The 24,980-nt window shown below is 54.7% G+C and carries 16 protein-coding genes; 12 read left to right on the forward strand and 4 right to left on the reverse strand.

Features of this window, described 5'->3' with window-relative positions; genetic code table 11:
- The 6 genes from ADA16_RS07075 to ADA16_RS07100 are packed head-to-tail and all read left to right on the forward strand — an operon-like array spanning position 1 to position 13,785.
- Positions 1-3,831 carry a tubulin-like doman-containing protein gene (locus ADA16_RS07075; protein WP_048760426.1) on the forward strand — a complete coding sequence of 1,277 codons (3,831 nt, stop codon included), beginning with the start codon at positions 1-3 and terminating at the stop codon, positions 3,829-3,831.
- Positions 3,831-6,536 (forward strand): hypothetical protein, encoded by a 2,706-nt coding sequence (locus ADA16_RS07080; protein ID WP_048760428.1) that lies wholly within the window; start codon positions 3,831-3,833, stop codon positions 6,534-6,536. The genes ADA16_RS07075 and ADA16_RS07080 overlap by 1 nt, the downstream gene beginning before the upstream one ends.
- Positions 6,537-6,560: 24 nt before the next feature.
- A complete protein-coding gene (locus tag ADA16_RS07085; RefSeq protein WP_048760430.1) occupies positions 6,561-8,822 on the forward strand; it encodes a hypothetical protein in 2,262 nt (753 codons plus the stop codon).
- Positions 8,823-8,842: 20 nt separating this feature from the next.
- Positions 8,843-11,446, forward strand: a complete 2,604-nt coding sequence (locus ADA16_RS07090) for a hypothetical protein (RefSeq protein WP_152680736.1) — start codon at positions 8,843-8,845, stop codon at positions 11,444-11,446.
- A 23-nt stretch (positions 11,447-11,469) separates the two neighbouring features.
- A complete protein-coding gene (locus ADA16_RS07095; RefSeq protein WP_152680737.1) occupies positions 11,470-12,750 on the forward strand; it encodes a hypothetical protein in 1,281 nt (426 codons plus the stop codon).
- A gap of 6 nt (positions 12,751-12,756) precedes the next feature.
- A complete protein-coding gene (locus tag ADA16_RS07100) occupies positions 12,757-13,785 on the forward strand; it encodes a TRAFAC clade GTPase domain-containing protein (RefSeq protein WP_005510147.1) in 1,029 nt (342 codons plus the stop codon).
- Between the two features lie 34 nt (positions 13,786-13,819).
- On the opposite strand, the gene ADA16_RS07105 is transcribed toward ADA16_RS07100, so the two are convergent.
- A complete protein-coding gene (locus ADA16_RS07105; RefSeq protein WP_048760434.1) occupies positions 13,820-15,175 on the reverse strand; it encodes a hypothetical protein in 1,356 nt (451 codons plus the stop codon).
- Between the two features lie 150 nt (positions 15,176-15,325).
- Here ADA16_RS07105 and ADA16_RS07110 point away from each other — a divergent pair, with 150 nt between their 5' ends.
- Positions 15,326-16,783, forward strand: a complete 1,458-nt coding sequence (locus ADA16_RS07110; RefSeq protein WP_048760436.1) for a purple acid phosphatase family protein — start codon at positions 15,326-15,328, stop codon at positions 16,781-16,783.
- Positions 16,784-16,837: 54 nt separating this feature from the next.
- Positions 16,838-17,698, forward strand: coding sequence for a hypothetical protein (locus ADA16_RS07115; RefSeq protein ID WP_048760438.1), 861 nt, complete (start codon positions 16,838-16,840; stop codon positions 17,696-17,698).
- Between the two features lie 87 nt (positions 17,699-17,785).
- On the opposite strand, the gene ADA16_RS07120 is transcribed toward ADA16_RS07115, so the two are convergent.
- Complete coding sequence (locus tag ADA16_RS07120; RefSeq protein ID WP_053084304.1) at positions 17,786-19,504, reverse strand: AMP-binding protein; 1,719 nt, start codon at positions 19,502-19,504, stop codon at positions 17,786-17,788.
- A gap of 367 nt (positions 19,505-19,871) precedes the next feature.
- Between ADA16_RS07120 and ADA16_RS11210 the strand changes: the two genes are divergently transcribed.
- Positions 19,872-20,159, forward strand: coding sequence for a hypothetical protein (locus ADA16_RS11210; protein WP_048760439.1), 288 nt, complete (start codon positions 19,872-19,874; stop codon positions 20,157-20,159).
- Positions 20,160-20,267: 108 nt separating this feature from the next.
- On the opposite strand, the gene ADA16_RS07130 is transcribed toward ADA16_RS11210, so the two are convergent.
- A complete protein-coding gene (locus tag ADA16_RS07130) occupies positions 20,268-20,984 on the reverse strand; it encodes a hypothetical protein (RefSeq protein WP_048760441.1) in 717 nt (238 codons plus the stop codon).
- A 2-nt stretch (positions 20,985-20,986) separates the two neighbouring features.
- The gene (locus ADA16_RS07135) at positions 20,987-21,736 is read right to left on the reverse strand and encodes a hypothetical protein (protein ID WP_239659382.1); all 750 of its coding nucleotides are present in this window, start codon (positions 21,734-21,736) and stop codon (positions 20,987-20,989) included.
- A 252-nt stretch (positions 21,737-21,988) separates the two neighbouring features.
- Here ADA16_RS07135 and ADA16_RS07140 point away from each other — a divergent pair, with 252 nt between their 5' ends.
- The 3 genes from ADA16_RS07140 to ADA16_RS07150 are packed head-to-tail and all read left to right on the forward strand — an operon-like array spanning position 21,989 to position 24,871.
- Positions 21,989-22,687: a hypothetical protein gene (locus tag ADA16_RS07140; RefSeq protein ID WP_239659383.1), complete on the forward strand. Its 699-nt coding sequence runs from the start codon at positions 21,989-21,991 to the stop codon at positions 22,685-22,687.
- On the forward strand, positions 22,684-23,985 hold the full coding sequence (locus ADA16_RS07145) for a hypothetical protein (protein WP_048760444.1): 1,302 nt from the start codon (positions 22,684-22,686) through the stop codon (positions 23,983-23,985). The genes ADA16_RS07140 and ADA16_RS07145 overlap by 4 nt, the downstream gene beginning before the upstream one ends.
- Complete coding sequence (locus ADA16_RS07150; protein WP_048760446.1) at positions 23,972-24,871, forward strand: hypothetical protein; 900 nt, start codon at positions 23,972-23,974, stop codon at positions 24,869-24,871. The genes ADA16_RS07145 and ADA16_RS07150 overlap by 14 nt, the downstream gene beginning before the upstream one ends.
- Positions 24,872-24,980: the final 109 nt, after the last annotated feature.

The following is a 24,980-nucleotide window of genomic DNA, read 5'->3' on the forward strand; positions in this document are numbered from 1 at the left end:
ATGAAGAAGTTTCTGATCGTCGGCTGTGGCGGATCTGGCGCCAAGACGCAGGCCTACATGATTGACCAGCTGAAGGCATACCTCCGCCGAGTCGACCCAGAAATCGACCGACTGCCGGCAGCGTGGCAGTTTGTTTCCATCGACTCTCCGCTGGAGGCGGAGAAGTACGACGTGCCAAACGTCAAGCAGAGCGGCGGCAGCTACATCTCGGTTGGTAATCGCCAGCACTACAACGAGTTCGACACAGGCCTGTCCCGCAAACTCGGTCAAGCTGGTGCCTTGGGAGAGATCGCTACGTGGGCTGACCGCAACCCACGTACCCGCAATACACCGATTTCTGATGGTGCTGGCCAGTACCGTGCCATTGGTCGCATGCTCGCCATTAATTCCTTCAAGGAAGTGCGCGATGGCCTTGAGGCTGCCGTGCAGACCCTAAACAAGGTTGAGACCAACTCTGAACTCAACGAACTGAACACTAAGGTCACCGGCCAGTACCAGGACGCTACGAAGGAAACTCCGCTGGTCTTTGTGATTAGCTCCATGGCCGGCGGCACCGGCGCTTCGATGGCATTCGATGTCTGCCGCCTCCTGAGCAGCATCGACGGTGTGCAATCCGGCAAGACTGCCGTGTTTATGTTCACCCCGGAGGTCTTTGAAGCTGTTAACGCGGACAAGATGACCGGTACTCGCGGCAATGCGCTTGCAATGTTTGGCGAGGCCTTTGCAGCGCAGGCTGGCACCGCGGTTGAGCACGACCAGCGGTTGCTGCAGGCGATGGGAATTTCCGGCCACTCGGATACCGCTACTTTCAACCGTCTGTTCCCGATTGGTGCCCGCGCGGGTGCGCAGAAGTCCCTGTTCGGTGATGGCAGCCCGGGGGATATTTACCGTGGTCTGGCACGATCGCTGGCAGCTTTGATGACCTCGGATGCAGCCTCAAACAGCTTCGTCCAGTATGACCTGGGCAATACCGGTGTGGAGGCGGGCGACCGTTCTCTGCTGGGTTGGGGTTCTAGCGATGAGACTAAGTGGGAGCTCATTCCGTGGGGTTCCATGGGCTTTGCAGAGCTCAGCATGGGCCGCGACCGTTTCGCTGAATACTCAGCGCAGCGTCTTTCTCGCACGGTGTTTGACCACCTTCTGGAGGGGCACTTTGACAAGAGTGACCCCGCCACCGCATCGGAGCAGCTCGAACGCCGCATCCATGAGCGACAGGCACAGTTCTTCCACGAATGCTGGCTGCCGTCGGCACCGAACAGCGGGGCAGTCCAGCAGTGGATTCCACAACTATTTGGTGCACCCACCCGCAATGTGACACAGCAGGCGAAGGGCCTACTGCACTCTCGAATTCCGGCCGCTGATGGCATGAAGTCGGCCGAGTGGGCATCGCTGGTGCGTCAGCGTCTCGCGCAGTCTGCGGGCGAGGTTCATCACACGATTGATCGCGCTGCCTCGGTAGCCGTCTTTGAGTTCTCCAACCCATTTGCGGACAACCTCCTGCGTACTCTGGAAAAGGATCTGTCCAAATACGGTCTGGCCTATGCAGAAGCGCTGATTAAGAACGTTAACCTCCTGCTCAAGGACGGTTTGATTAACGCACTGCGACAGCTTGGACAAGCCGCTAACTCGCACAACCCGGTAGCTCCGACTCCACAACTGGAGCAGCTCCTGGCACCGCTGAACGGCCGCGGTAGTGTGAATAACTCGGTTCAGATTTCCGACCAGATTATTCAGAGCTTCGAGCCGCTGCTTCAGCAGCACTTCTGGATGTGCGTCGCTGCACGTCTTGCCCCTGTGTTGGAGGACTTCCGCAACAACTTCCTGATGCCGCTGTCTCGTCAGCTGGAAAACGTGCATCAGGATCTCGAAGCCAAGGCCAAAGACAAGCCGACGTCCACCAAGCTTGCTGATGTCACCACCGATGAGCCCACACTTTGGCCTTCAGACGGTGACGAGTTGGTTGCTGACCGCTTCTTCGAATCGAAGAATGTCAAGCTAATTACCAAGGTCGAGGAGTTCCCACGCGACTACGAGGCACACCTGACCAAAACCATGTCGGATACTGACGGCCAGCAGCTCAACCTGCAGCAGGCAACTCAGGCAGCTATTCGCGAAATCATCCTCGGCATGTGGGAAACCACCGGTGGTCACAAGGCTCCGGAGGATACCTTGGCTGCAAAGCTTCCCGAGCGCTCGGACTTCATTGGTAACCGTGCGGGTTGGGTCGCTCGCGACCTGCTCGATGACCCACTGGGGCGCGTCGAAAAGCGTGACCCGCGCCCAGGCGCATTCGAAGTGAAACTGCGCCCGACAGACTTGCTGGAGCGCTCCCGTCAGTGGCTGGCGCGCCCGGGTGAGCCGTTTGAGCAGTTCATCAGCATGGGCCTGCGTCACTACCTCAGTCGTGAACTGGCCCCGAATGACACCGTGTACAACGAGCGTCTGTCGCGCCTGCGCACGGCATTTTATGAGTGCCTGACGCTGGCTCTGCCGCTGGCGTCAATCAGCAAGGAAATGCTAGGACGCGTCTACGGCAACTCCAACGAGGTCTACAACTTCAAGTTCTCGGAAATTCCGTTCAACGGACTGGAAGCCAAGGATGCCCTGTTGGGTACACTCACGTCGTCGTCGAGCATTAGCCAGACGTCTCAGGGGGAGTTCGAAAAGTCGCTCAACACTGCTGATCACCTGCAGTCCTTTACTGTTTTCGGCGCGTACCCGAACTACTCGCCAATCGTGTTTAGCTCGCTGTTCCCAGCGATTGGTAAGCAGATCAATAGTCTGCGCGGACAACTCGACGAATTCTGGACACTGCGTCGTGCCCGCCCACTAGCAGCTGCATTGCCCATGTCCCGCGAGGAGCGTCGGACAATGATCGGCGGCTGGTTTATCGGACAGATTACCGGAAAGATTTACATCCGCGGCGCAAACGAGCCTGACGGTCTCGCATACATCTACTCGGACAAGAAAAACACATGGCTTCCGTTTGTTAAGCACATGCTAACTCCGCGTACTAAGTTCAAGGCCGACTACGATTGGCTCCCAGCGGTTTTGGAGTCTATCTTCGTGGCCTATGCCAATGTGCAGGAAATCCCGATGGGCGGTCAGATTGGCGATTCGCTGCAGCCGTACATGCTCCTCCGTGGGCTTTACGACGACGGCGACCAAGGTCCGACGACTGGCGGCATCGCTATTTCCGGTGTGCGTGTGTTGCACGAGTGGCTAAAGGACGGCCAAGATCGGGTTCACGGCCAGTCACCATACGGTGCGACCAAGGAAGAGCGTAAACAGAACGCGGAAAACTACCTGAAGCAGTGGCAACAGCTGAGCTTGAACTTCATTGAGAAGAACCCAATGGGTGCGCTTCCAGGTTCGATGCCAGAGGGACGACCATTTGCTCGAGTTACTGACCGCAACGTGGCGTCCAGCATGCCGTTGTTCCGGGACATCGCTGAGGACGTCTACGAAATGTGTGATGACCTGATTCGTCGTCTGGATGAAGCTACCCAGTATCAACCAACGAATGGGCCGGGCAATGCTGTACCAGCGCAATCGTTTGACAGCAGTCCCAAGGTTCCGACGATTCCGTCGTTCGGCGGAGCCCCGACTATGCCAGGGGCGACTGGGACACTAGAAACTCCGGTTACGCCAACGCAGCCAGCTCAACCCAGCCAACCGAACCAGCCAAGCCAGCCAGCTGAACCTAGCCAGCCGAGTGAGCCGAATGAGCCGTTCGGGGGCAGTTTCGACGGTCCGGAGACCAGCGAGCCTACGTTTAACTGGGGTGAACAGGATAATTCCGGTGATAATCCGTTTGGAGGTCCATTCTGATGATGGAAAACAAGGTAATTCTCCTCGGTAGTGGCTCTGGTGCTAATGCCATTCGCTCGGCGCTGATTGACCTCACAGCACTCGGTCTCATCCCGGAGTTGTTGTGGGTTAACCCCGACAGGGAAGGCGATAGCGTCGAGGTCTACGAGCACAGTGCGGCAGAGGGGCTTGTCGAAGAACCACGGTCCATCGCGGCTGTCGTACGAGACTGCAAGCAGGTATTGCTCGTCGCGCTCGATGACATCGAAGACGAGGGTTCGTACCTCAGCGAAACGGGAATTAATCGCTGGGCAGACATTATCCACTCATCGAAGGTCGATACGAAGCGACTTCACCTGATTCTGTCGCGTCTGCCGCTGATTAATCGGCCGATTGAGCCAATCGTGGGTTGGCCTCGGTTGGTTCTGGCAGCAGAGGACTCCGATACGCCTTCCGCTCCGCAGACTGCCAAGTATCGCAGTGATGGCCCGGCAGAGTTGGCACGCTATGCTGCACCAGCGATTGCAGGTTTGACCGGCCTGTGGGAGGGAATGAACGAGGTACCGGTTCTAGGTGACCTCAATGCAGGTCGCCTAGATACCGAATCGGGTAGCAGCACTCGACTTGTCCGTGTGTACCACCGCCGTATCGATGCCACCGAGATTGAATCTCTCGTCCGCGAGGGTGCGCTCAACGTACGTGATTCGATTCCGCAGCCGACGTCGTCACGCGGCACACCGGTAACCGTGGCCGTTGATTCCGATGAGGTCGTTTCCGGTATCACTAAGCGTTTCAGTGATGTGTCCCGAAAGTCGCTTTTCGAAGACTACGAGCCAGCGGCAAAACTGGAGTCTGTCCAGGTCAGCGCGTGGCAGACCTTTAAAGCATTTTTGAGCTTCTTCTTCCGTGCAGTAATCGGCTCCCCATCTGACTGGGGTAACGCAATGAAGTCCTCCGGCCAATCGGCATTCGCCAGCGGTATGCAGAATTTGCTGTACGGACAGGAATCGCAGATTGAGGTAGTTTGCGGTAATCACTCTGGTAAGCAGCGCAACTTCACCGTTGAGCAGATGCACGATGTCAGTGCCAAGCTGCGCGAGCAGATTGCCAGTCAGAACACGAACGAGTTCCGTGTGGGGCCGCCAGATCAGCTTGCGGCTATGTGGAGGACCTACCAGGAATGCGCTCTGACCTTGGTGGATGCTGAGCAGCGCAAGAATTCAAAGAACTTTGCGCCGGTGGGGTGGAGCGACCTGAACCCGACGGTGCTGTCGAACACACGGTTCTCCGTTGTTGACTCCAGCGAGTCCTTTGATGGTGCGCATTCTGTACTGAATGCGCAGTTCGGTAAGAATTTGCCGAACACTACGGTCGCGCCATTCGATCCGTTCAGTGCCGAGATTTACCAGCGTCACATCGATCGGGCCGCCAAGCAGTCCACCGATCGCAGCCTCACTCAGAAGAAGGAAGACTTCCGGGTTTGGAAGCGCAACAATTCCCGCAGCTTCGGTTGGGCAGTTGGCAACGAGCTCATGGGGTTCATTTATAAGGCTAATGAAGATGTCGTCCGATTCCGTCAAGAATTTGACGATATTCAGCGTAAACTTCGCGAGCTGGGAGCGGGTGACGATGGTGTCGATAAGCGTTTGCTGCGTGCGATGCGGTCGATTACCTGGGGTTGGCTGTTCTTCGTCATTATGATGATTTACCTGGTGCTCGGCGGAATTAATCCGGATTGGAAGATTCACGGCAACCTTGCTGAGCTGAGCTGGCCGTGGGGCCTTACCGCGGTTATCGTTTCGACGATCATTGCGTTGGTAACTGAGTGGTTGCTTTACGCACGTGCGCGCCGCGGATTGTACGAGCGCAATCAGCAACGTCAGCTGTTGCGGAAGCAAGAGGAAATTGTGTCTCGGAACCTGGCACGAGCGATTGCCGCAGTCGAGCGCACGACCAATGCGTATGCTCAGCACCAGGCATGGAGCCGAGTGCTCGGTCGCGCGATTAACTTCCCCTTCGGCATGCAGGTGAACCAGACTGCGCCAGTGTCGATTCCCGAAGGTGGCCTGCCTCGAGCAACGGTCATCGGCCGCGCAGAGGCAAGCGATATGGCAATGAAAACTTCGATGCAGACGCTGCGCAATAAGCTATACCCAATTGGATGGGCAGAGCTGTCGCTGAACCGACTCATCGACGACGCAAACACAGCGATGAGCGCTACAGTTTCGACGCGATATGGGATTGATGACTACTCCGGTATGCCGGGCTATGGTTCAGGTTCGCAGCTGGACAAACTGGTCTACGTTGCTGAGAGCCCGGATTTACCACGTCGTGTCGATGCGAGCGCAGCCTGGAGCGATTGTCTGGCGAATAATCAGGATGATGCCAATACAAAGGAACTGACTTCCCGTATGGCGATTTGGGAAGAGTCGGGCGCCCGCACTATCGAGACCGCGAATATTCTCGCGACCTTTGGCAAGAATAACGAGGGGCAGGAGCTTCTCGCATCATTTGCCGACGGTTCTGTGAACTTCTCGGCTGCGAACAGTGGAGCCACCGACATTGACCCAGAGATTTCTCGGGTGGTTGATAGTCAGGAGGGCACATCTGCACCCACCGTTGGAACGGGATCCGGAGAAAGTGACGGCGCCGGCTTCTCGCGGACGTTGACTCTGATTCAATACGGGCGGTTGACCAATCTCGATTCGCTGCAAGCGATTCAATAATTAATGGAAGAGGCATTTAGATAAATGGTCGACCATAGTTTTGACAAGCAGCTTTCGGAGATTCCGGAAAACATTTTGCTTGCAATTGCATCAATGGACAATCCGACGGTTGAGGCAATCCGCCGCAAGCTACCCGGCCCTAAGAAGCAGTACGCCGAGGAGCTGTGGCAGCGCTTCCAGGGCAGCGCTGTGCCCGAGGAAGCTGCAACTACTAGCGAAGCGGCGGACGAATGGGCTGTAGAAGATACCGCTTCAGCCGGTGGGGAAACTGGGGGCCTAGACGAGTGGGCTTCGATCACTGCAGCGATGCCAATGGATGCTGGCGCAAGCGCTGCTACCACTGAGGCGTCGGAGGGGGCCGCGGTGAAGGGGCCGTCGGAAAGCACCGTGCCGTCGATGATGGCAGAAAACCCGCACCTGTCCGACGATGCCACCGCCGATGCGGGGCAGGACGTTTCAGCGGACGAGGAAGAGGAACAGCCGAAGAAGAAGCGTCTGTCCGACCTGGCTAAACAGGCCAAGGAGTTGCGCGAAAAGGGTAGGCGAGCACGTGTCGACGAAAACGACTTCGTCGACCTTTACGCGGAGGACTTCGCAGAATTCGCCTACGATGAGGAATCCCTGAAGCCGCAAGGACGGGTGAAGGCACGTATTTTCCAGGAAGAAGAGGCCTCGACTGTCGAAATTACGTGGTCACCGGGCACTATTCCTACGAATGATGACATCTTCACGGTCTTCCGTGTCGTGGCCTCGGATCGGGTAGTGGAATGCTCGCCCGACCTTGGTCAGCAAATCATTGTCACCGAGGGCAAAGAGTATGTCGAGCAGGCAAATCCCGGTGTCGCCGTTCGCCACTACCAAGTGTGGGCGTATACGGGTGAAGATCTGAACGAGATTCTGGACTCGCAACCGTATTTCATCGGTGAGGATCTGGTGGTTTTTCCGGTTGAAGGCGTTGAGGTGCAGTGCTCTGACGGCATCGTCGAAGGCAACTGGAACTTCGTCGAGCAGTATGACCAGGTGCAGGTTTTCGCCTCGCCGGAGAAGTCAGGCGACAGGGTCGATTCTCCGGAGTTTCGTCTTCCGGCGGGTGTGAGTAACCACAGCTTCAAACACGAGACCAATTCAACCGGTCAGACGATGCGTTATGCATTCAAGCCGTTTGTGAAGTTCCGCCAGAGCGAAGTCGCGGGCAAAGTTGTGGTCAAGACCGTCGAAGTCAAGGCTGTACTGCAGGCGCCGGAAATCGATGCGTTTCTCGATGACAGCAGCGGTCGTGGCGACAAGGTTATCCTCTCGTGGTACTCGCCACCGGCTGGAAACGTGCGCATTTACTTCACTCCGAAGGCACCGAGCACCGATTTGACCATCACCACGGTCCCCGAGTCCGCCTTGGATTACGATCCCGCCATCGCCGAAGGACACAAGGCAATCGAGGATCCGTGGACACAGGACGGCATTTCCAGGACTGAGACTGCATCGTGGCCATCGGGGTGGACCGAGCTGCACATTACGCCGATTACAGTGCTTAACGACGAGGCCGTCGTGGGCAAGTCCGTAGTGTTGCAGCAGGTAGGCGAAGTTGCGGAGGCGACAATCGTCGAACGCACGTCCCAGCAGATTATTAACTTTGTGTGGCCACAGGGTGCGGACATTGTTCGGGTGGAAGTTGCTCCACGAGGTACCGGTGGTGATTCGTACCGCGAGACACGCGCTGAGCTCGATCGCGGCCGCTATATCCGAGATGGCGGGGTCCGACTGAACCTAAACCCAGACGGGGAGACGGTCTTCCTGACACCGCTTAGCACTTTTGCCGGACGAGAGACTGCATCTACGCCTCTTCAGCTGGATTACCCGGGGCTTGCAAAGTATTTCTACAGCATGGAATTCATTCAGGGAATCGGATTCAAGGTCTTCATTTGGAAGGAAGACGGAGAGGACCTGAATCCTCCGAGCTTCGTCGGTGTCTATCACCCCGCTCGACTACCGCTGGCAGAGACGGATGCCAATGACATGGGAGCTGCAAAACTTCAGATTTCGACGGTCAGGAATCTGGACGGCCAGTTGGTGTCGGAGCCAGGGGCAATACTTTCTCCAGAGCGTCTGCCGGGTAGTGAAGCCGAAGCGCGCGCTGCTGAGAACTGCTTCTTTGTGGGATTTCGCGACCAGGAATTCGACTCCACAACTGGCGGTCGACTGCGCCTGTTCATTCAGGACGAGGCCCAAGATGAGCACATGCCGCGGCGCATCTTGCTGGATACCTTCAACCAATTCGTCGCTGGGTGATGAGGGAAGAGCAAGAAACGATGGCACAAGAAATAATGGCGCAGGGTTTTTTGACTTTCGCCTCTTTCCAAAACAATCGTCGATCCGGTTGGGGAATCGGTCAGCAGGCGGGTCTCAACGACGCTGAGTCCAAGGCGTTGGTTGAGGTCGTTCCGACCGTCATTGATTCACCGATCGAGATTCCAAAGTATCCAAACCGAGATGAAATTGCGGCAATGGATCGGCGTACCGCGGTCTTGGACGCTCCTTGGCAGCAGTCAGGACACCCTGGGGACAGGGTATTTATCTACTCAACGCCAGTCGGTGAAGATGCGACAGGACGCCGTGGAAATATTTTCACCCAGGCATATGTTCTGCGCGGTGGGTTCGGCGGACAGCGAGCAACCGACTTCCTTGATTCGGACGGCCTGCTGACGCCTTTTGGGCCGCAGGAAGTAAACTCAATTCCCGCGTTGGACGGCCAGCTCCGCAAGGGCCCTTGCGCCATTCCGGAAAATGTGTGGAATTGGATTTTTGACGATGGCTCGCCAGTCGATCGTGCCGCCGTGCACCGTGCAGTATTGAGCGCTGTCAATCATGTATTGAAGCTCTCTACACAGCAGCGGGTAGTGGCAATCGCATGCCCCAACCAGGAAGCGAAGTTCTGGCTTTCGGCCCTTTTCCTGAGTGCGTCACCAGCCTCTCTCTCGGCTCTGAACTGGTCGACATTTGAGCGTGCCCGTAACCTTTCGCGGGCGGTGGAGGCCGGATATCAAGTCGTCAGTGTTCCTCTTGAGGATTATGACGCAGCTGCGGCGAACCCCGATGTCATCTGTATTCGTACGGATAAAGAACCCGATGTCCAAAACATTGATGGCGAGGGTGCTGTTCACATCTTGAACGAAACCAAGATTCCTGTTTCAGCCTGGGAAGTCCTCTTTGAATACCAGTGTTTCGATGCCGATTCGGCCAGTGCAAAAAGCTGTAATGCGGTCGAGACTAACGAGCAGGGACATCCTTCCTGGCATCTTGTGTCGGAAGCTGTCATGGATGACGGAATGCTTCGTTATCTACGCGAGCCTATTCGTCAGCAGATTGCGGCTGGCCCGTTACCAGCAAATCTGAGTGATCGGGTTTTTGACAAGCTGCTGACGGAATACGGTCCGAGCCAATTATGCTCGCGTCGCTTTCCGGAACTTCACAGGCAGCTGATGAAGTGGGAAACACTCGGGCTGCTTTCAGAGCAGGAGATTGAGCAGGCTATTCGGGGTTCAGACTTCCTGGATCTCGTGTTCGAGGACTGCTATCAAGTACGGGCGCTGCCTCGCTCCGGTGCCAAGATTGAAAAAATCCTACAGCAGTTGGTCAGCGAGGATGATCGCCTTTACCAGCACGTCGTCAATGCCAAGGCACTCGACCCTAACGTCTCTAAGTGGTTGGGGTTGGATGAGTTTTCACTCTCGCTGAGCTCAGCAGTTCTGAGCGCAGCTGAGAATAGGAATCACCGTGCGGTTGATTTGGTGGACGCGCTCTTGGTCTCAGCGTGGGCACTGGGAAAGGTGGCAGACAGCAATTCGCAGCCGAAGGGCCAGGATCCGTTCGCCAGTGGTTTCTCTGCTTCTTCCTTCACAGAACCGAGTTTTGGCAGCGATCTTTCCACCAGTATCGGTCCTGAAAATTCTGATTTTGGCGTGACGACGGCCCCTGTGCTGGGTGCTCATGAGTCACGAGCTATCGCTTTTGGGCTGAACTCAATTGAGACTGTCCTGGATAGCGAAGGCCCCGGTTGGCAGGAGAATATTTCCATTTTCACCCCTGTCATTCGTGATGCGAAGTCATTGCTCTCTGCAGAGGGCAAAGATGTGCTTGCGCTTGGAATGTGGCGAAATGTGCTCGTGGCCACGCAGTCCGCGGCTGCACCGCCCGCGCCTGAAAAGATGCCGACCACGTGGGAAACACCTAGTGGTTCGGTGTCTCAGAACGAGGGGGTAAACGCTAAGCAGGCTGAATTTACGCAATCTGAGTCGGACTTCGCGCCGGTCAGTTCGAGTTCCCACAGTCCGGGGCGCCGCCCAGGTAGGACGGCAGCGGAAATCACGGGCAAGAAGACCGTGGACTTTGGCACGCGGTCAGAGTGGGGTCAGGGCGCTGTGGAACAAGAGCGTGAAACCGAGCGTTTAGACCATACGGTCACACCCTTTACTGATCAAGAATTGGCTGCATTAGCGGGAGCAACGCCCGCAGAAATTAGCTCCTGGGTTAAAGAAGAACACCAACGCAGTCCGCTATTTCCTAAAAACTCGTACCCCGAGGTTCGACTGTCCAAGCTTTCTGGAATCTTCTTTGGGCCCATCGAGAGTAATCCACTTCTTTACGATGCATTTGTATCGCTAATTTGCTGGGCGATTGAAGATTGTTCTCAGTTTTTTCAGCAGAAACAAGCAGTATCGGTGTACTTGCCATGGTGGCGAGTCGACTTTATGGAAGAAAGTTTGTTTGACGACCTCGCACAATCTCTACTGGCTGCACAGCGTGACAGGCGCACTTCACGGATTAAACAAAAAAACCAGCATATTGCCAAGCTGGAAATCCCGGGAATCAGTCCTCTAACACGTCGTGCCAACGACGTTTCCCGTCAGTACTGAAAATTAGAATTGAAGGAGTACTAATGTCTTTTCGCCAATTAGTCCCAGGCACGACCACTCGGCTCCGTATGGAGGGCATGCTCGAGGTTCGGGTAGTCACCGCCGGTTCGAACGTTCCCGCTGAGCTCAATCTAGAGGGCGAAGGTCGCTATAATCGCATGTCAGGTTCGGCTTTTAAGCTGTTGGAATGTAGCGGAGAGATTAGCGTTAGCATTCAGCCCGGTCGTGGCACTGACTTCTCCAATGCGGTCTCCGCCACGGTGCAGATTAGCAGTGGCCGTCGGGGTTCGAGTGCGGAGGAGATTATCGAATTCCCGCCAGCGACGTTGAGTGACAATTCACCACTACGTATTGCCACTCTCACCCGGAATGACGGATGGTTAGAAGTTTCCACTGCCAATACCTCGGTTGGACAGAGCGTGGCCGGGTTGGGCGGTATCGTCCGTTCTAATCTTCGTCCGATGATTGATACCTCTAACTCGTATTTGCCTGATGGTATGGGTGTTAGGGTCTTCCTCGACTGCGGTGCGGCTATGGCCACGCCGGCTCTTATTGGATTGATTCCGCAGGCAGTTAACGTAATCACCGGTTCCGTCGCCGCGTGCTCATCCCTGGATAGTGTGGAATTGTGTTGGGGACACGATGGAACTGAGCGCGTAAGCCTAGAAATGCTCGAATCCCGCGTCGTTGAGATTGTGAAGCAAGGCCATCGGTACGTCGGAGGGGCCGAGTACTCCGGTGACGGTATGAGCCACCTGACTTTCGTCATCTCCGACGTCGCGCCTGCTGTAGTCGATTTAGCGGAGTCCAATGCCGTTGCACTGGTACTGGGAGATAACCCTGTGGATATTCCAGTAGAAGGCAACAACAGTGCCATCGTCAACATCGGTTCCACTTTTGAAAGTCGACTGTCTGCTCCGGTGACTGCTGCTGACAGTGCCTCTGGTTTGCAGCATCCGCTGAAGATTGTGAGCGAAGCGATCGCAACTGTTGTTCAGGGGACCCTGCCGACCGCACACAGTCAGCGAAAGCTGCGCGGCACAACTGACTTCGGTGACATCGAACCACCGGCTTTCCCAGTTCCAGGATTGGATAGCGACCCCACTCCTGATGTCCCGGGTGGGGGATTCTCATCCGGTCCCAATATCGATGTGCCCAGTTTTGGTGGCTTCGATCCGCAGCCGCCTCAGCAGGGGGAGAACCGTCCAAGTTTTCCGGACGCGCCGTTCGCCGACAATGAGTTTCCTGGTAATTCGGAAAGTCCCTTCCCCAATGACAGTCAGTTTCCAGGGAATTGGAGGTAGTGAAAGATGAACAACAATCCAACGCTTCTGACTAGCGCTGTCACGCGCTGTCCTTGGACTTTTAAGCCATTGTCAGACCCAAACGCCGAGCGCAGTGAGTACGTTGACCGCGATCTTCCCCGAGGATGGCAAAACGCAGCGACTGTCTGTATTGCCCTCGCCGGTGCTCGAGCATCGGGGAAGTCTCTTTACATCGGCGTGCTGGTGAAACTCCTGCAACAGATGGGCGAAGAATTTGGATTTGTAGTCGAACCTGCGGATGAAACTACGCAGGAGCGCTACGAAACCAATTACGAAACTCCGCTATTTGAAGAACGTGGCCTTATGCCACCGACCCCGTCGTATAGCAGTTCTGATGCCTATCAGCATGACCCGCTAATTTATCATCTCGGTGTTCATTTCGACCGCAGCACGAATGAGAATCGCAACTTCTTTATTGTTATTCGTGATGTTGCGGGCGAAGATTTGGAAAATCTGCCAGAGGACACTTCGCGCCTGGATTTCTTCAATTATGCCGATGAAATCCTTTTCCTCTTTGACCCGCTAAAGGTTCCGCAGATTAAGAACTATCTCAAGGGTTTTATTTCGGAATCTGCACTCGGCGGTGACCCGAGCAAGGTGTTGCAGAATCTTACACGCGTTCTCAACGTGGACAACCACTCTCGCTTTGGCATTGCATTGTCCAAATTTGATACTTTGCAGAGCCTTGAATCAGTTGAAAACAGTGAGTGGGCGCAGATTATGGGCAACTATGGCTCCGCTTACCGACGGGACAACGGTTTTAACTATGACGATCACGACTCTCAGCTCCTGCATTACGAGGTCGAGAGTTTGTTGATTAAATTGGACGCAAAAACTCTGGTCAACTCATTTAATAACTACTTTGGGCGGAATTTGCACCGGTGTCGCTACTTTGCGACATCGGCACTTGGGGCACCGCCAAAGGGCTCGCATATTCAGGAAACGGGGATTGCCCCGTACCGTTGTATGGACCCAATTAGTTGGGTTCTGTTCAACTACGGCTTTACCCCGTAGTTGTGCTGAGTTTTCGCTCAGCGCAACTCGACCATTACTGGTATTGGAGGCACTGTTGGGCGCGTTCATTTTCTCCGAGAGACTCGAAGATTGAATGTGCCTTCAGCGCATAGGTGCGGGCAGTGGTTTGGAGATGTTGCGCCAAGTCCCGCTTAGAGTGCAGGAGCACCGCTAACCGCAGGTTCGCAAGAGCGAGAATCTGTTTGTCCGCGTTGGTGGTGTACTGTTCTTCCGGGAAAGTACTGATAGCACTTATGTAGGCACGGGCGGCATTAAATGCGCCTTTGTTGGGCTCGACTTTCCTCTCTTGGATAGCTCTGCCCCAAGAATCTCCGACGAGAAAACTAGCTCGTGTGAAGGTCGCAGGAACCTGTGCGTTGTATGACTGCTGTGCGGCATTTTGGAAAAATGTAAACGCATCAGCGAAGTTATTCGTGCGCTGATGTTCCATGCCCAGTTCAATTTGGCAGGTCAATGATTGCGGCGTGTTTTGCGATTCCTCATAGTGGCCGGATGCTGCCGAAAGTAAACGGAATCGTTGCGCAGATGCCTCGGGGACCGGAATAAGTGCCCGGTAGCAAAGCATGAGGGTCTCGCCGGCGGTGTCGTGATCGGAAGAGCTGCTGAAGACGTTAATAGCCTCGTCCACGGCGGACTCTAGCTGTGGCGAATAGCCACGCTGAGCCAGTGCAACCGACTTGGTGAAGACACAGTTTGAGAGCAGCTCTGGTGTGGGGTGAGCAGATGAGTTCGCACCGACAATGACGCGGTCTGCAATTTGAATCTGCCGATCGGCGTCGTTTTCCTTTGTCGCCTGAGTGAGCTGCGCTGACAAGGTGTCGTAGCAGTCTTTAATCAGCTGCGTGGCAGTGGGATCATCAAGGCCTGCAAGCTCATTGATTGAGTCGCCGAACTCTTCAGGTTCGAGCTCGGTGAGCTCAGCAGCAGTAGCCCAAGTGCGCTGCTCACTTTGGTCAGGAGCTGCGTGTTTTGGGGCCGCTTCTTCAGCTTCCAGGTCGGTGGCTCCCTCGGCGGCAGAGGCCGAATCGACAATAGAGGCGGCATTCTCAGCAGCTTGAAGCGACTGCTCTCGTAGCTGAGCGTCCCCGATGAGAAGGCCATAAATAGCGGCTCGTCGGAAAGCTTGCTGTGCCTCTTCGACTTCGCCGCGCTTAGCGTGGGCGTCAGCCCGGGCGGCAAAGAGTGCGATGAGGCGTGCCCAGCTTTCGCGGTCTGGTTGAACCTGGGTGACGGCGTCAAGCTGCTCCAGCTGTGCGAGTATTTGGCCCTCTTGGTCGTCGATAGTGCCAGTTTGGTGAATCTCTTGGATTTCTTCCGAGGCTGGTGCATCGATGAGCCGTACTCGCTCGAGAATATTATTGAGGGACATATGATGAGCCTAGCCGGAGATTCACCGATTGGGCAGCATGAGGGCCAAAAATGCATTCAATATGTGAAAATCACACGCCACTAACCCCATAATTGCCAAGGATTCGGTTGTTCATTTGTCTTTAACTTTTTCGTCTTACTCTTAGCGGTTATGAGCATTTCGCGCCGCGCATACCTTTCAGTCGCGACCCTCGCTGCTAGTTCAATGGCTTTGGCCAAGACCTCGGGAGCCTACAGCCTTGGGCTGGTAACTGCAGGTTTGGGGCTATCCGAGGACGACACTAAGTCAATGGCGGTACAGGCCAGTGATCTCGAGGTCGTTACTGTAACGGACACCTCGGTGGCCTTTACTTGGGCGACCTACGCGCCGGGTGTGAAGACGGCCTACGGCTTGGCTAGACCAACGGTTGCAGCCGGACAACGGGTGCTTATGGCACCAGTGGGTGGTGGAGAGCTTAAAACGGTGCATGAGGGTTTCTCGGAGTCCGGGTATCACCATGTGGTGATTGAAGGATTGGAGCCCGATCGTGAATATCAGTTTGAATGTTGGTCGGACGATGCCAAAGCGGAGCCCACCCTTGCCGTAACAATGAGCAAGACGGCCCCTGAGCACCTCGGTGTTTTCAAAACGCTGCCGGCGCTGGGCGGTAAATTGCTGGCCACTATCGCCCTGACTAATGACACACATATTGGCAAGCCGAATCACGACGGTATTCGTTTCGGTAATTTCGGTCTCTCTTCGGAGCCTGGCGAGCAACCATTCCCTTCGATGCAGTTGGAGAGCCTGCTCAAGACCGTGAAGGAAGACGGCATTGACACCATTATTGTCAACGGTGACTGCACGGATAGTAACCGTCCGGAGGAATACGATGAATTCCTCCGAGTGATGAATCAGTTCGGTGAAATGGGCAAACAGTGGTTTGTCACTCGAGGTAATCATGATATCCATCCTCCGGGGCTGCCAAATATAAATGGCCGACGTGGACGGGATATTCGAAAGGGGAAAACCTATATTCCCGATTACTTCAGTGGTCTGCTTGTCCCCACGCAGCAGCATTGGACGACTCAAGTCGGGGAGGTCCGTCTCATTGGGCTGGATACAGCTGAATTCGGCTATGCCGGTGGCCGAATTAATGAGCGACAGATGCGTGCCGTTCGTGCAGAGCTCGCCCAAGATCCGGAACGGCCGACAATTTTGTTTGCACACCATCCGATTACCGATGACGCTGTGCAATCACACCTCGGAGGTCCATCCTTTATGCTCGAACGAACTCAAGCGGCAGCACTTCAGAAAATTCTAGCTGCAACTCCAGGGGCAAAGGCGGTATTTGCAGGTCACACTCATCGCAATCGCCGGGGAGTTGCGGATGTGGGTACGACGGACTTCTGTGAGCGCGGATCATCGCTCGGTTATCCTGGCGGCTATACCCGGATACATATTCATACTGATGGGTCGCAAGTCACTTATCACAGGACAAGGACTCCGGAGTCGCTCGCGTGGTCAGTGAAAACTCGCTGGTCTTTGTTCGGGCTAGAACCTGAGTTGATGTTGGGACAGATTTCCGATCGTAACTATGTACAGAACTACAAAATTGCGGTAAACACCTAAAACGACGATATGCTTAGACCTGGATAAGAAATCTTTCGGATAAGGACGAATTCAATGGCTAACCCACAGGACTCGCACGGGCCGAATGGTGGCAATGGCTTCGATGGTTACTATGGAAGCCCTCAGGATTTCGAGGATATGTGGTCGAGTTCTTCGAACGACCTCAATGAAACTACCGAGTTCAATCCTTTTAACTCCGACACTCAGCTTGGACCAGCAGCCCAACAGCCGCAGCCTGCTCAGCCAGCAGCGCCGCAGAGTGGTTCAAAGTCGAATACGGTTCTCTATGCCGCGATTGGCGTCATCAGCGTACTCATTTTAGGGTTGGCGCTGGTGATTGGCGTGATGGTCACGGGTTCTGATTCCGAGGACGCAGATCAGTCACCGCAGTCGCCCGATACGGTTGCGGCAGGGGAATCGTCGTCAAGCACCGCAGCCCCTGCTCCGACGGAGACTTATACGGAGACTCAAACTTACACTGAGACTGCGACGAGCGAGCCGGAGCCGGCGGCGCCCTCGACGACGCGGCAGAAGTCTTCATCAAAGCGTTCGGGCTTTGACATGAGCCGTAATACGTACGGCACTGACTTTGACGAGAGCGGTTGGATTGGCAATAGTGCGCGCTGTTCGAGTGGGTATTACGCGCGAATCCTTGCTGAGACAACCGAGGGATGGATTGTAATCTGCGAGAATTCCAGTAATCGCCAGCAGCGCTACTATGTCGGCCACTTCGGTGATATTTCAGAGAGCCCGGATCCGTACAGTGTGGTTAGTTACTCTACAAACGAAATTATTGCCAAGAACGGTGGCATTGAATATGTACTGACGCCGAGCGAAATCAACGTCTACAACGCCTATGATGAGAACATCTTCCAGGACGATGTCATCGACTGGGGTGTTTTGCAGGCTGGTTAGCTGCAACTTTTGACAGAACAGCGCCGACCACGAAAGTGCAGTTTTGCACTGTGGTCGGCGCTTTCGCTTTACGACGATCCCTGAGTCCTAGGCCACCTTCTCCTGGGCAGCATTCTCCCACGGCTTCGGCAGGTGGCGAGGAACCACCTTGCCGACTGCATTGCGTGGCAGTTCATCGAGGAACACGGTCTCGCGCGGAACAGCGAAGCGGCTGAGGCGCTGCTTGACGAATGTGCGAATCTGCTCATTGGTCAGGGCGCGACCCTCAGGGGAGTCGTCGCGGACAACCCAGGCGACCAGGGCCTGGCCGAAGCGCTCATCCGGAACACCTGCGACTGCGCACTCGCGGATGCCTTCGAGCTGGCTGAGCACATCTTCGGTCTGGCGTGGGAAGACGTTCTCGCCACCGGAGACAATCATGTCGTCCTCGCGACCGGAGATGTAGAGCAGGCCGTTTTCCATGCGACCCAGGTCACCGGTACAGACCATGCCGTCAATGACCTGCTTGTCTGCACCCGGGCGGGTGTAGCCCTCGTACAACATGTTGTTGCCTACGAAGATTCGACCGGTCTCTCCGTCGGCAACGCGGTTGCCATCTTCGTCGAGAATCTGGACTCGGGTGCCCAGCGGTGCGCGACCTGCCGTGGTCGGGTTTGCCTTGAGCTCATCCGGGGTGGCAATAGTTGCCCAGCTCACCTCGGTGGAGCCGTACTGGTTGTAGAGAACCGGGCCGAAGCGCTCGAGGGTCTTGGTGACAATTCCCTCCGGAATAGCCGAGCCACAGGATGCGATGACCTTCAGCGATGTCGCACCGATGTCGTAGTTGTCTGGGAGAATCTCAATCATGCGTTGCAGCATGGTCGGCACCAGGAAGATGGTGTGCGGAGAGTGCTGCTCGATAATGCGGAGGCTGTCGGCTGGATCGAACTTGCGGCGCATGATCATGGTGGAACGCAGTGCGATGCACAGCTGTGCGGTTGCGAATCCCCAGGTGTGGAACAGCGGAGCCGCAAGGTAAGCCGGGCGACGCTGGCGCAGCGGAATGCGGCTCATGATGGACGATGCCGGCATCCAGCTGCGTGGCTCCGGACGCTTGGCTCCCTTTGGAGTGCCGGTGGTTCCGGAAGTCAGAATAATAACGCGGCCACGGCGCGGGCGGCTTGGAAGCTCGGCGGTTGGCCACTTTGCCGGGGGTGCCGTCTTCAGCATCTCCTGCATGGAGGTCCAGCCCTCGCGAACACAGGAGGTGTCACCGTAGTTTTCGAACCACGACACTGCGACCGGGCACTCATCGAAGTCCTCCGGCAGCATGTGAGTGAATTCCTCATCAATGAAGAGGAAGTCAATCTTCTGCTCACGAATTACGGCCAGAGTCTGCTCGGCAGCGGCGCCGGTATTGAGCAGCACCAGGTCAGTGCCGAGGCGGCCGTGGGCACACAGCGCCATAATGAAACCGCGGTGGTTGCGAGCCAGCACACCGATGCGGTTGCGCTGCTGAATATCACCGTGGCGGAGTGCTCGAGCCAGGGCAGTGGAGCGCTCGTGCAGCTCTTCGTAGGTCAGGGAGCCGCCATCATCAATAATCGCGGTGTGGTGCGGGTCGCGACCGGCTGCAATGCCGAGGAGACCAGCTGGCAGGAAGTCCCAGCGGTAGATGGAATTTAATGCCTTGCCAGCAGCGCCGGGTCCCATCGAGCCGAGGACGCCAGCCTGCGTCACCGGTGCGAGTCCGAGAACGAGGTCGGAGGTAGCTCGCGAAGCTTTGCGCACTTTATTGAGAATCGAGGTCTGTGGGTTAGATGTCATAGTCACTCATCTTCCGTGTTCATGTCCTGTGGTCTTCGGAGAGGCCTAATCAGGCGAAACCTCATCGGTAGGACCGCCGATTTAGTTTCTTTTACAGTAAGAATAAGTGTCCCAGGTCACTTTTGTGTAGCTTTTTGCAAAATTTTTTTATCAGAAACGAATAGTTGTGAAGACCTGGGATGTGACCAGTGAAGATAGTCAAGTATCAGTTCTCTTTCGCAGCTCAATGGGTGCTGACCTTAGCCGGGGAGGGTTCTGGTTTGGAGCTGATTCTTTTGGGGAAAGCTCCTGAAACGTGTTCTAATCCAGCTGCGCCCTCGACTCGGTGGCGAAGGGCGAACCTATCCGATACGGCATAGGAGAATCGATGAATTCCAATCTCAAGAACCGTGCATTCCTGAGAAACTCGGTAGCTCGAGTAGCCGTAGTTGGTGCAGTCGCAACCGGTGCCACTTTCGGTCTCGCGGCGTGTGGCGATAAGGATGACTCCGATACGACTCCAGTCCAGACCACTACGGTGACGTCGACTGAGGAGCTGGACGATGATCGCGATGACGTTGATGACACGGATGATGATCGCGATGACGATATGGATGATGACCGTGACGATGACATGGACGACGATGACGATGACGATGACCGTGTGAACAATTAGTCTTCTGATCGGCGCCGTAGATTTTGTGAATTATCGGCCCCACGTAACCCATGAACCCCAGCTCATTAGTGAGCTGGGGTTCATGGGTGTTTATGGCAGGGACGCTATTTATTGTTCTTCAGTGTCCTGTTTCTTATTGAGCTCAGCGGCATTACTGACCTTTTCGGCAATATCTGTGGCCTTTTCCTCTGCGTCGGCCCATGGCCCAGAGTCAGAGACCCACACATTGAGCCGAAGATAATCATTGTGGATGATTGATTTTAAGTAGCCGTCGGTATCGTCGTTGGTTAATTTCCCTGTCTTGTCGTCACTACTCTCTCCGCTAACTAGAATGATGATCTCCCCGTCGGGATTTTCGAACTCGTACGAGCAGCCAACGCCTAGGGAGCCCCAACTAGTCTTTTTGGCCCCTGTTTCTGCGGGCATGTAGTCGCGAGCATCGCAGACATTGAGCCAGTCGAGGGCCTTTTTGTAGTTGTAGGCTGCTGCGGCGGCTTGGTCGGACTTGAGGCTCTCGCGATGAGTTTTCGAGTTCTTGTCCTCCAGCTCATCAATCTTTGTTTGCAGCTCGCTTTCCCGCTCCTCTGCCTGCTGTTGTAACGAGTAAATCTCTTCATTCGCGCTTGCAAGTTCGGACTCAGCATTCTTACCGCCCATGGCAAAACCTGCCGCGCCGGCAACAATCACTCCGACTGCGCCGAGGATGAGCGGCAACGTCAAGGGTTTACTCTTTCCGGACTTAGTGCCGGAAGCTCTCTCCGACACTTTCTCGGAAGTGTCCGACTGGTTGCTATTCCACGGATCGATGGGTTCGTGAGCGCTCATTTTTAACCGACTACCTTTACTTTCTGTGCGATTGTGATTGGTTCGAATCCTGGCTGCTGGGCTGTTACAGCAACGATGTATTCACCGGGTTCTGTAAATGTTGCGTAGGCCTTCTCCCCAAACCGGCGAACGATTTGGCAAGGAGTATGTTGTCCAGTCACGCCTGCGCTGGCACTCGCAGTCGGCTTGCCTTCGGCATCGTAGACCTCCATCTTGTTTTCACAGGTTTCAGTTCCTCCGGTCTGGCTGAAATTCCACAGCAACCTGACGTTTGCTTCGCCATCAACCAGGGGATAGGTCAACAGGCTATTGGACTCCTCGAAGGGAAACGTGATCCGAGCAGTGTTGAAGCCACCCAATTCTTTCTGGTGAGCAGTCGCGTCAATCTTGACGTTTTGGCGCTTGGCACTACCAGGCTCCATGCCGCCAATTTTGGTCAGCTCCATCGAGCTATTCAGCGTAACTGCACCAGAATCATCGTCCGTATCCGAAAGTTCACTGTTTGGAGAATTCTTATCCTGCGAACTGTTGGCATATTCCTGCTCTGGCTCTTCCGACCCGGTCGAACTCTCAGTCGAGCTAGGGGTTTCGGATTGTGCATCAGAAGCAGGGGACGTTTCTGTAACTGTCACCACTGCGGGGGACTCCGGGGCAGCGTTGTTAGCGGGCATACCTGAGCAGCCAATCAGGGTCAGGGCAGTCGCGGCGGCTGCCGCAGCTAAAACGTGCTTTGAATGAAACTGGGATGACATGGGCGTTAAAAACCTCCGAGTTAAGCGCCGAATAAGCGTTTTCTTCATCTGCTTGACGACGCTATAGCGGAGACCTCAGAAGCGGTACGGGAGTTCTCCCGGTGACTTTCACTACCCGTGCAGGCTTAACTAAATCCTGTCGGGTTCAGCGAATTGATCGTTGGACAGAGGATCGAGGGAAAGAACCGTTTAATGAATCTCCAACAGCTGAAAGATGCGGCCAAAAGCTACTTCTTAAGAACCACAGATATTGTGAAGGATGTTCCAGATCGCACTAAAGGTTGGCGCGGTGATTTGGAAGATCAGGGAATTATTCCGAACCGTGTTGGTGTAGATCAAGAAGGTCGTATCATTCCGCCATTTTTTGTCTGGTGGGCACCCTGGATGTTTCGAGTCATACTAATTATCGCCGGATTCATAATTGGCGGAATTTTGGAATCCATCAATAGTGGACCATATCCAGATACGGCGATGTTGATTCCATTCGCCATGGGGTTTGCGATGTGGTTCTTGCGAAATCAGACTAGTTGGATTCCCGGCCTCATTATCACGGTGCTGGCAGTCACCGCAGCATCGCTTATGTCTAAAAGCGTCCTTATTTCGCTCGAAGCATTAATCCTTTTCGCTCTCGTAGTCCTAGTGGAATACATCTACGCTCGCGCCGCATTCGACTACAACACTGCCGCGGCGTTTGAAGAGATGAAGCAGGCGCTTTCCACGTACGGCACTGCCTATGAGCTTGAAGAACGAGAGGACACCAACGTCAACGGAGAGACTCTGACAACTGTCTCCGCACTTGATTCGGGACGCCCTGCTCGGGCAATGATTCGACTGTTGCCGGAGCATGTAGACACCGGATGGCTTATCGCAGTAGATCCCGCCAGGCGGTTTATGACAGGCCTATCTCCAGAACAGCGTGTTCGCATCAGTGAGATTCAGGAGCAGATGTGAGTCTGAATCCCGCAGTTCGAGACAACCTAGCTGAAAACTTATTTTCACCAGGCGCAGTGCCAACGGGCGCCAAGTTAGCTCAGCTGATTGCTGACATTCCCATGGGCGGAGATGCCTCTTCCTCGGATTTTTGGGAAGCGCGTGTCCGTTTAATTCGAGACCTGTTGTTCTTCGGTAAGCAGTCCCAGCGTGCACTGGACATCATCGATGAGCTGCACACCGAAGATTTCGTTGACGCGGTGCGAAAGAAGTTTGGTGTTTCCTTTCGACTTGTTCTCAAACGAGTACAGCGTCCTCAGTACTTCTTCACTGATGTGCAGATGAAGGCAGTTAAAGAGGGATTCTTGAAGCCGTATGCAAAGGGCAGCGGAAAAGCGATTACCGAGCACGGGCTTGAAGAGTTCTTTGATCGGATATTGGTTCCAACGTCTAACCGCATGGAGCTCCGTGAATACGTCGACGTTGAAGATAGCCAGGAAATTGAGACTGGTCCAACGAACAACGCGGAGAAACGAGTCTGGGCGGCCTTTGATGAGGCCAGTAGTGCAAATACCGACATTCGGTCGATTGCAGATGTCATTGCGAGCGGCTTTCGCGAACAGTCCGAAGGCGCTATCGACGGCAACCCCATCGATAGCGACATGCTGAAGAGTGCAACGAAATCCATCGGTGCGAGTTTTCGTACCGGCTCGCCAGAGGCTGAAACCCGCACCGGTCTTATTCGAAGGTTGCAAGCAGTCGATAATCCAGCGGATTTAGTGACTCGACATACTTTCGGTCTGCTTAACGACGGAACGTCGCTGGACCCAATGAGACTTCGTAAAGAATTGCAAATTGCTGAGGGAGCCTACTGTTCTAGTTCCGATTCAACAATTGAGAATCGCATTCTTCAAAACGTCAATCATGACGATGTCCTGAAGGCTGATACCGGAAGGGGAAAATCGGGTTTTAAGACGCCCCATACCGATGAAGGGGATGCGATTGCCAAGGAGTTATTACGATTTCTTTCTCCATTTGTTGTGCTCGGTTTAATAGTGCAGTTCATGCAGGAAGGTAATGGATTTATTGCTGTACCGGTTCTGGCTATTTTTGTCGGTATCTTGTGGGCGTTGGTAAAGAAGCGAGTGGCAAAACGATGGATTGCTGTTTTTGGAATCGTATATTTCATTGCCATGGGGGTTATAAATGATAATTTCTATGAATTAGGATGGGTTCTATTTTCTATATTTATCATTACATTTGTGTCGATTGCCTATCTATTCGCTAAGGGTAAGGAGTATAAAAATGGGGTTCTTTAATAACAAAAAGGATGAAAATAAAAGGTCGGATAAACATTCAGACGGTCGTGCTGATGAGTATCAGGAACGAGATCCTAAGTATCCGGAGGTTGACTTCGGTGGAGCGCATAATTTCGCCCCGCTGCCGAATTTTGATGAGTCCTTCGGTCCCCGGGGCACGGTCGACAACGGTGATACCACAGGTCAGGAGCCGGTCGAGTATTCCGGAGATCCAAAACTAGACACCGACGAAGCTGCATGGTCCAAGGTTGAGAACGCCGAATTTGGCGGTGTTGAATTTGGTGGTGCCGAGTTTGGCCATGATGAAGACACGACGGAAGGAGCTCCAGCCCAGCAGGACATTCCTCCCGCGACAGTGGAAGAGCTCCCAGAAACGGATGCCGAAAGTACCGCAGGTGTTGCGGCCGGGAACGTCGTAAAGCAGTTGGATTTGATTCAAACTCGGCTGGACACAATGAACGCAGTACTGCGCTCTCAAAGTGAAGAGTTGGAAGCGCTGACTGATCGTCGTTGGTACGCCCAGTTGATGCCCCTGGCGGAAAAGTTGGCGGCCATCCATGACGGGATTTGCGCTGACCTTTCGCGGCTCGAAGAAACTACCGAAACTGATGGCAGTGACCTGTATTCGACCTTGGATTTCCTGCAGGACTCGATTGCAGATGCGCTTCAGTCCATGGGAGTGGCAATTACAGAGGCGAAGGTGGGCGATGCCTTTGATTCTTCAATTCACCGTCGTACCAAATTCGCGGATTCAGATAACCCCGCGCTGCACCGCACGCTAGCGCCATCACGACGAATCTCGCACTACTACACCTTCACCAGTTCTACCAGCCCAATTGTGGTGGCCAAGGCGCCGGTCACGGTGTACCGGCAGAGCGGCAACTAGGCCAAAACTCGAGTCTGAACAGAGCACAGCTCGAGTCCGGCCAGCACACAACTAGAGCGCTGACACGGCAAAAGAAGTCAAGAATCCAACAGATTTCAGAATAAGGAGA

Origin of the sequence: Corynebacterium vitaeruminis, assembly GCF_001054325.1 — a bacterium.
Classification (GTDB): Bacteria; Actinomycetota; Actinomycetes; order Mycobacteriales; family Mycobacteriaceae; genus Corynebacterium; species Corynebacterium vitaeruminis_A.

Excerpts from the sequence above, each read along its gene's own strand:
- ADA16_RS07100 (WP_005510147.1), top strand. The coding sequence starts at position 12,757 with ATGAACAACAATCCAACGCTTCTGACTAGCGCTGTCACGCGCTGTCCT.
- ADA16_RS07115 (WP_048760438.1), top strand. The coding sequence starts at position 16,838 with ATGGCTAACCCACAGGACTCGCACGGGCCGAATGGTGGCAATGGCTTC.
- ADA16_RS07130 (WP_048760441.1), bottom strand. The coding sequence starts at position 20,984 with ATGAGCGCTCACGAACCCATCGATCCGTGGAATAGCAACCAGTCGGAC.
- ADA16_RS07110 (WP_048760436.1), top strand. The coding sequence starts at position 15,326 with ATGAGCATTTCGCGCCGCGCATACCTTTCAGTCGCGACCCTCGCTGCT.
- ADA16_RS07105 (WP_048760434.1), bottom strand. The coding sequence starts at position 15,175 with ATGTCCCTCAATAATATTCTCGAGCGAGTACGGCTCATCGATGCACCA.
- ADA16_RS07150 (WP_048760446.1), top strand. The coding sequence starts at position 23,972 with ATGGGGTTCTTTAATAACAAAAAGGATGAAAATAAAAGGTCGGATAAA.
- ADA16_RS11210 (WP_048760439.1), top strand. The coding sequence starts at position 19,872 with ATGAATTCCAATCTCAAGAACCGTGCATTCCTGAGAAACTCGGTAGCT.
- ADA16_RS07135 (WP_239659382.1), bottom strand. The coding sequence starts at position 21,736 with ATGTCATCCCAGTTTCATTCAAAGCACGTTTTAGCTGCGGCAGCCGCC.
- ADA16_RS07085 (WP_048760430.1), top strand. The coding sequence starts at position 6,561 with ATGGTCGACCATAGTTTTGACAAGCAGCTTTCGGAGATTCCGGAAAAC.
- ADA16_RS07090 (WP_152680736.1), top strand. The coding sequence starts at position 8,843 with ATGGCACAAGAAATAATGGCGCAGGGTTTTTTGACTTTCGCCTCTTTC.
- ADA16_RS07120 (WP_053084304.1), bottom strand. The coding sequence starts at position 19,504 with ATGACATCTAACCCACAGACCTCGATTCTCAATAAAGTGCGCAAAGCT.
- ADA16_RS07075 (WP_048760426.1), top strand. The coding sequence starts at position 1 with ATGAAGAAGTTTCTGATCGTCGGCTGTGGCGGATCTGGCGCCAAGACG.
- ADA16_RS07095 (WP_152680737.1), top strand. The coding sequence starts at position 11,470 with ATGTCTTTTCGCCAATTAGTCCCAGGCACGACCACTCGGCTCCGTATG.
- ADA16_RS07080 (WP_048760428.1), top strand. The coding sequence starts at position 3,831 with ATGATGGAAAACAAGGTAATTCTCCTCGGTAGTGGCTCTGGTGCTAAT.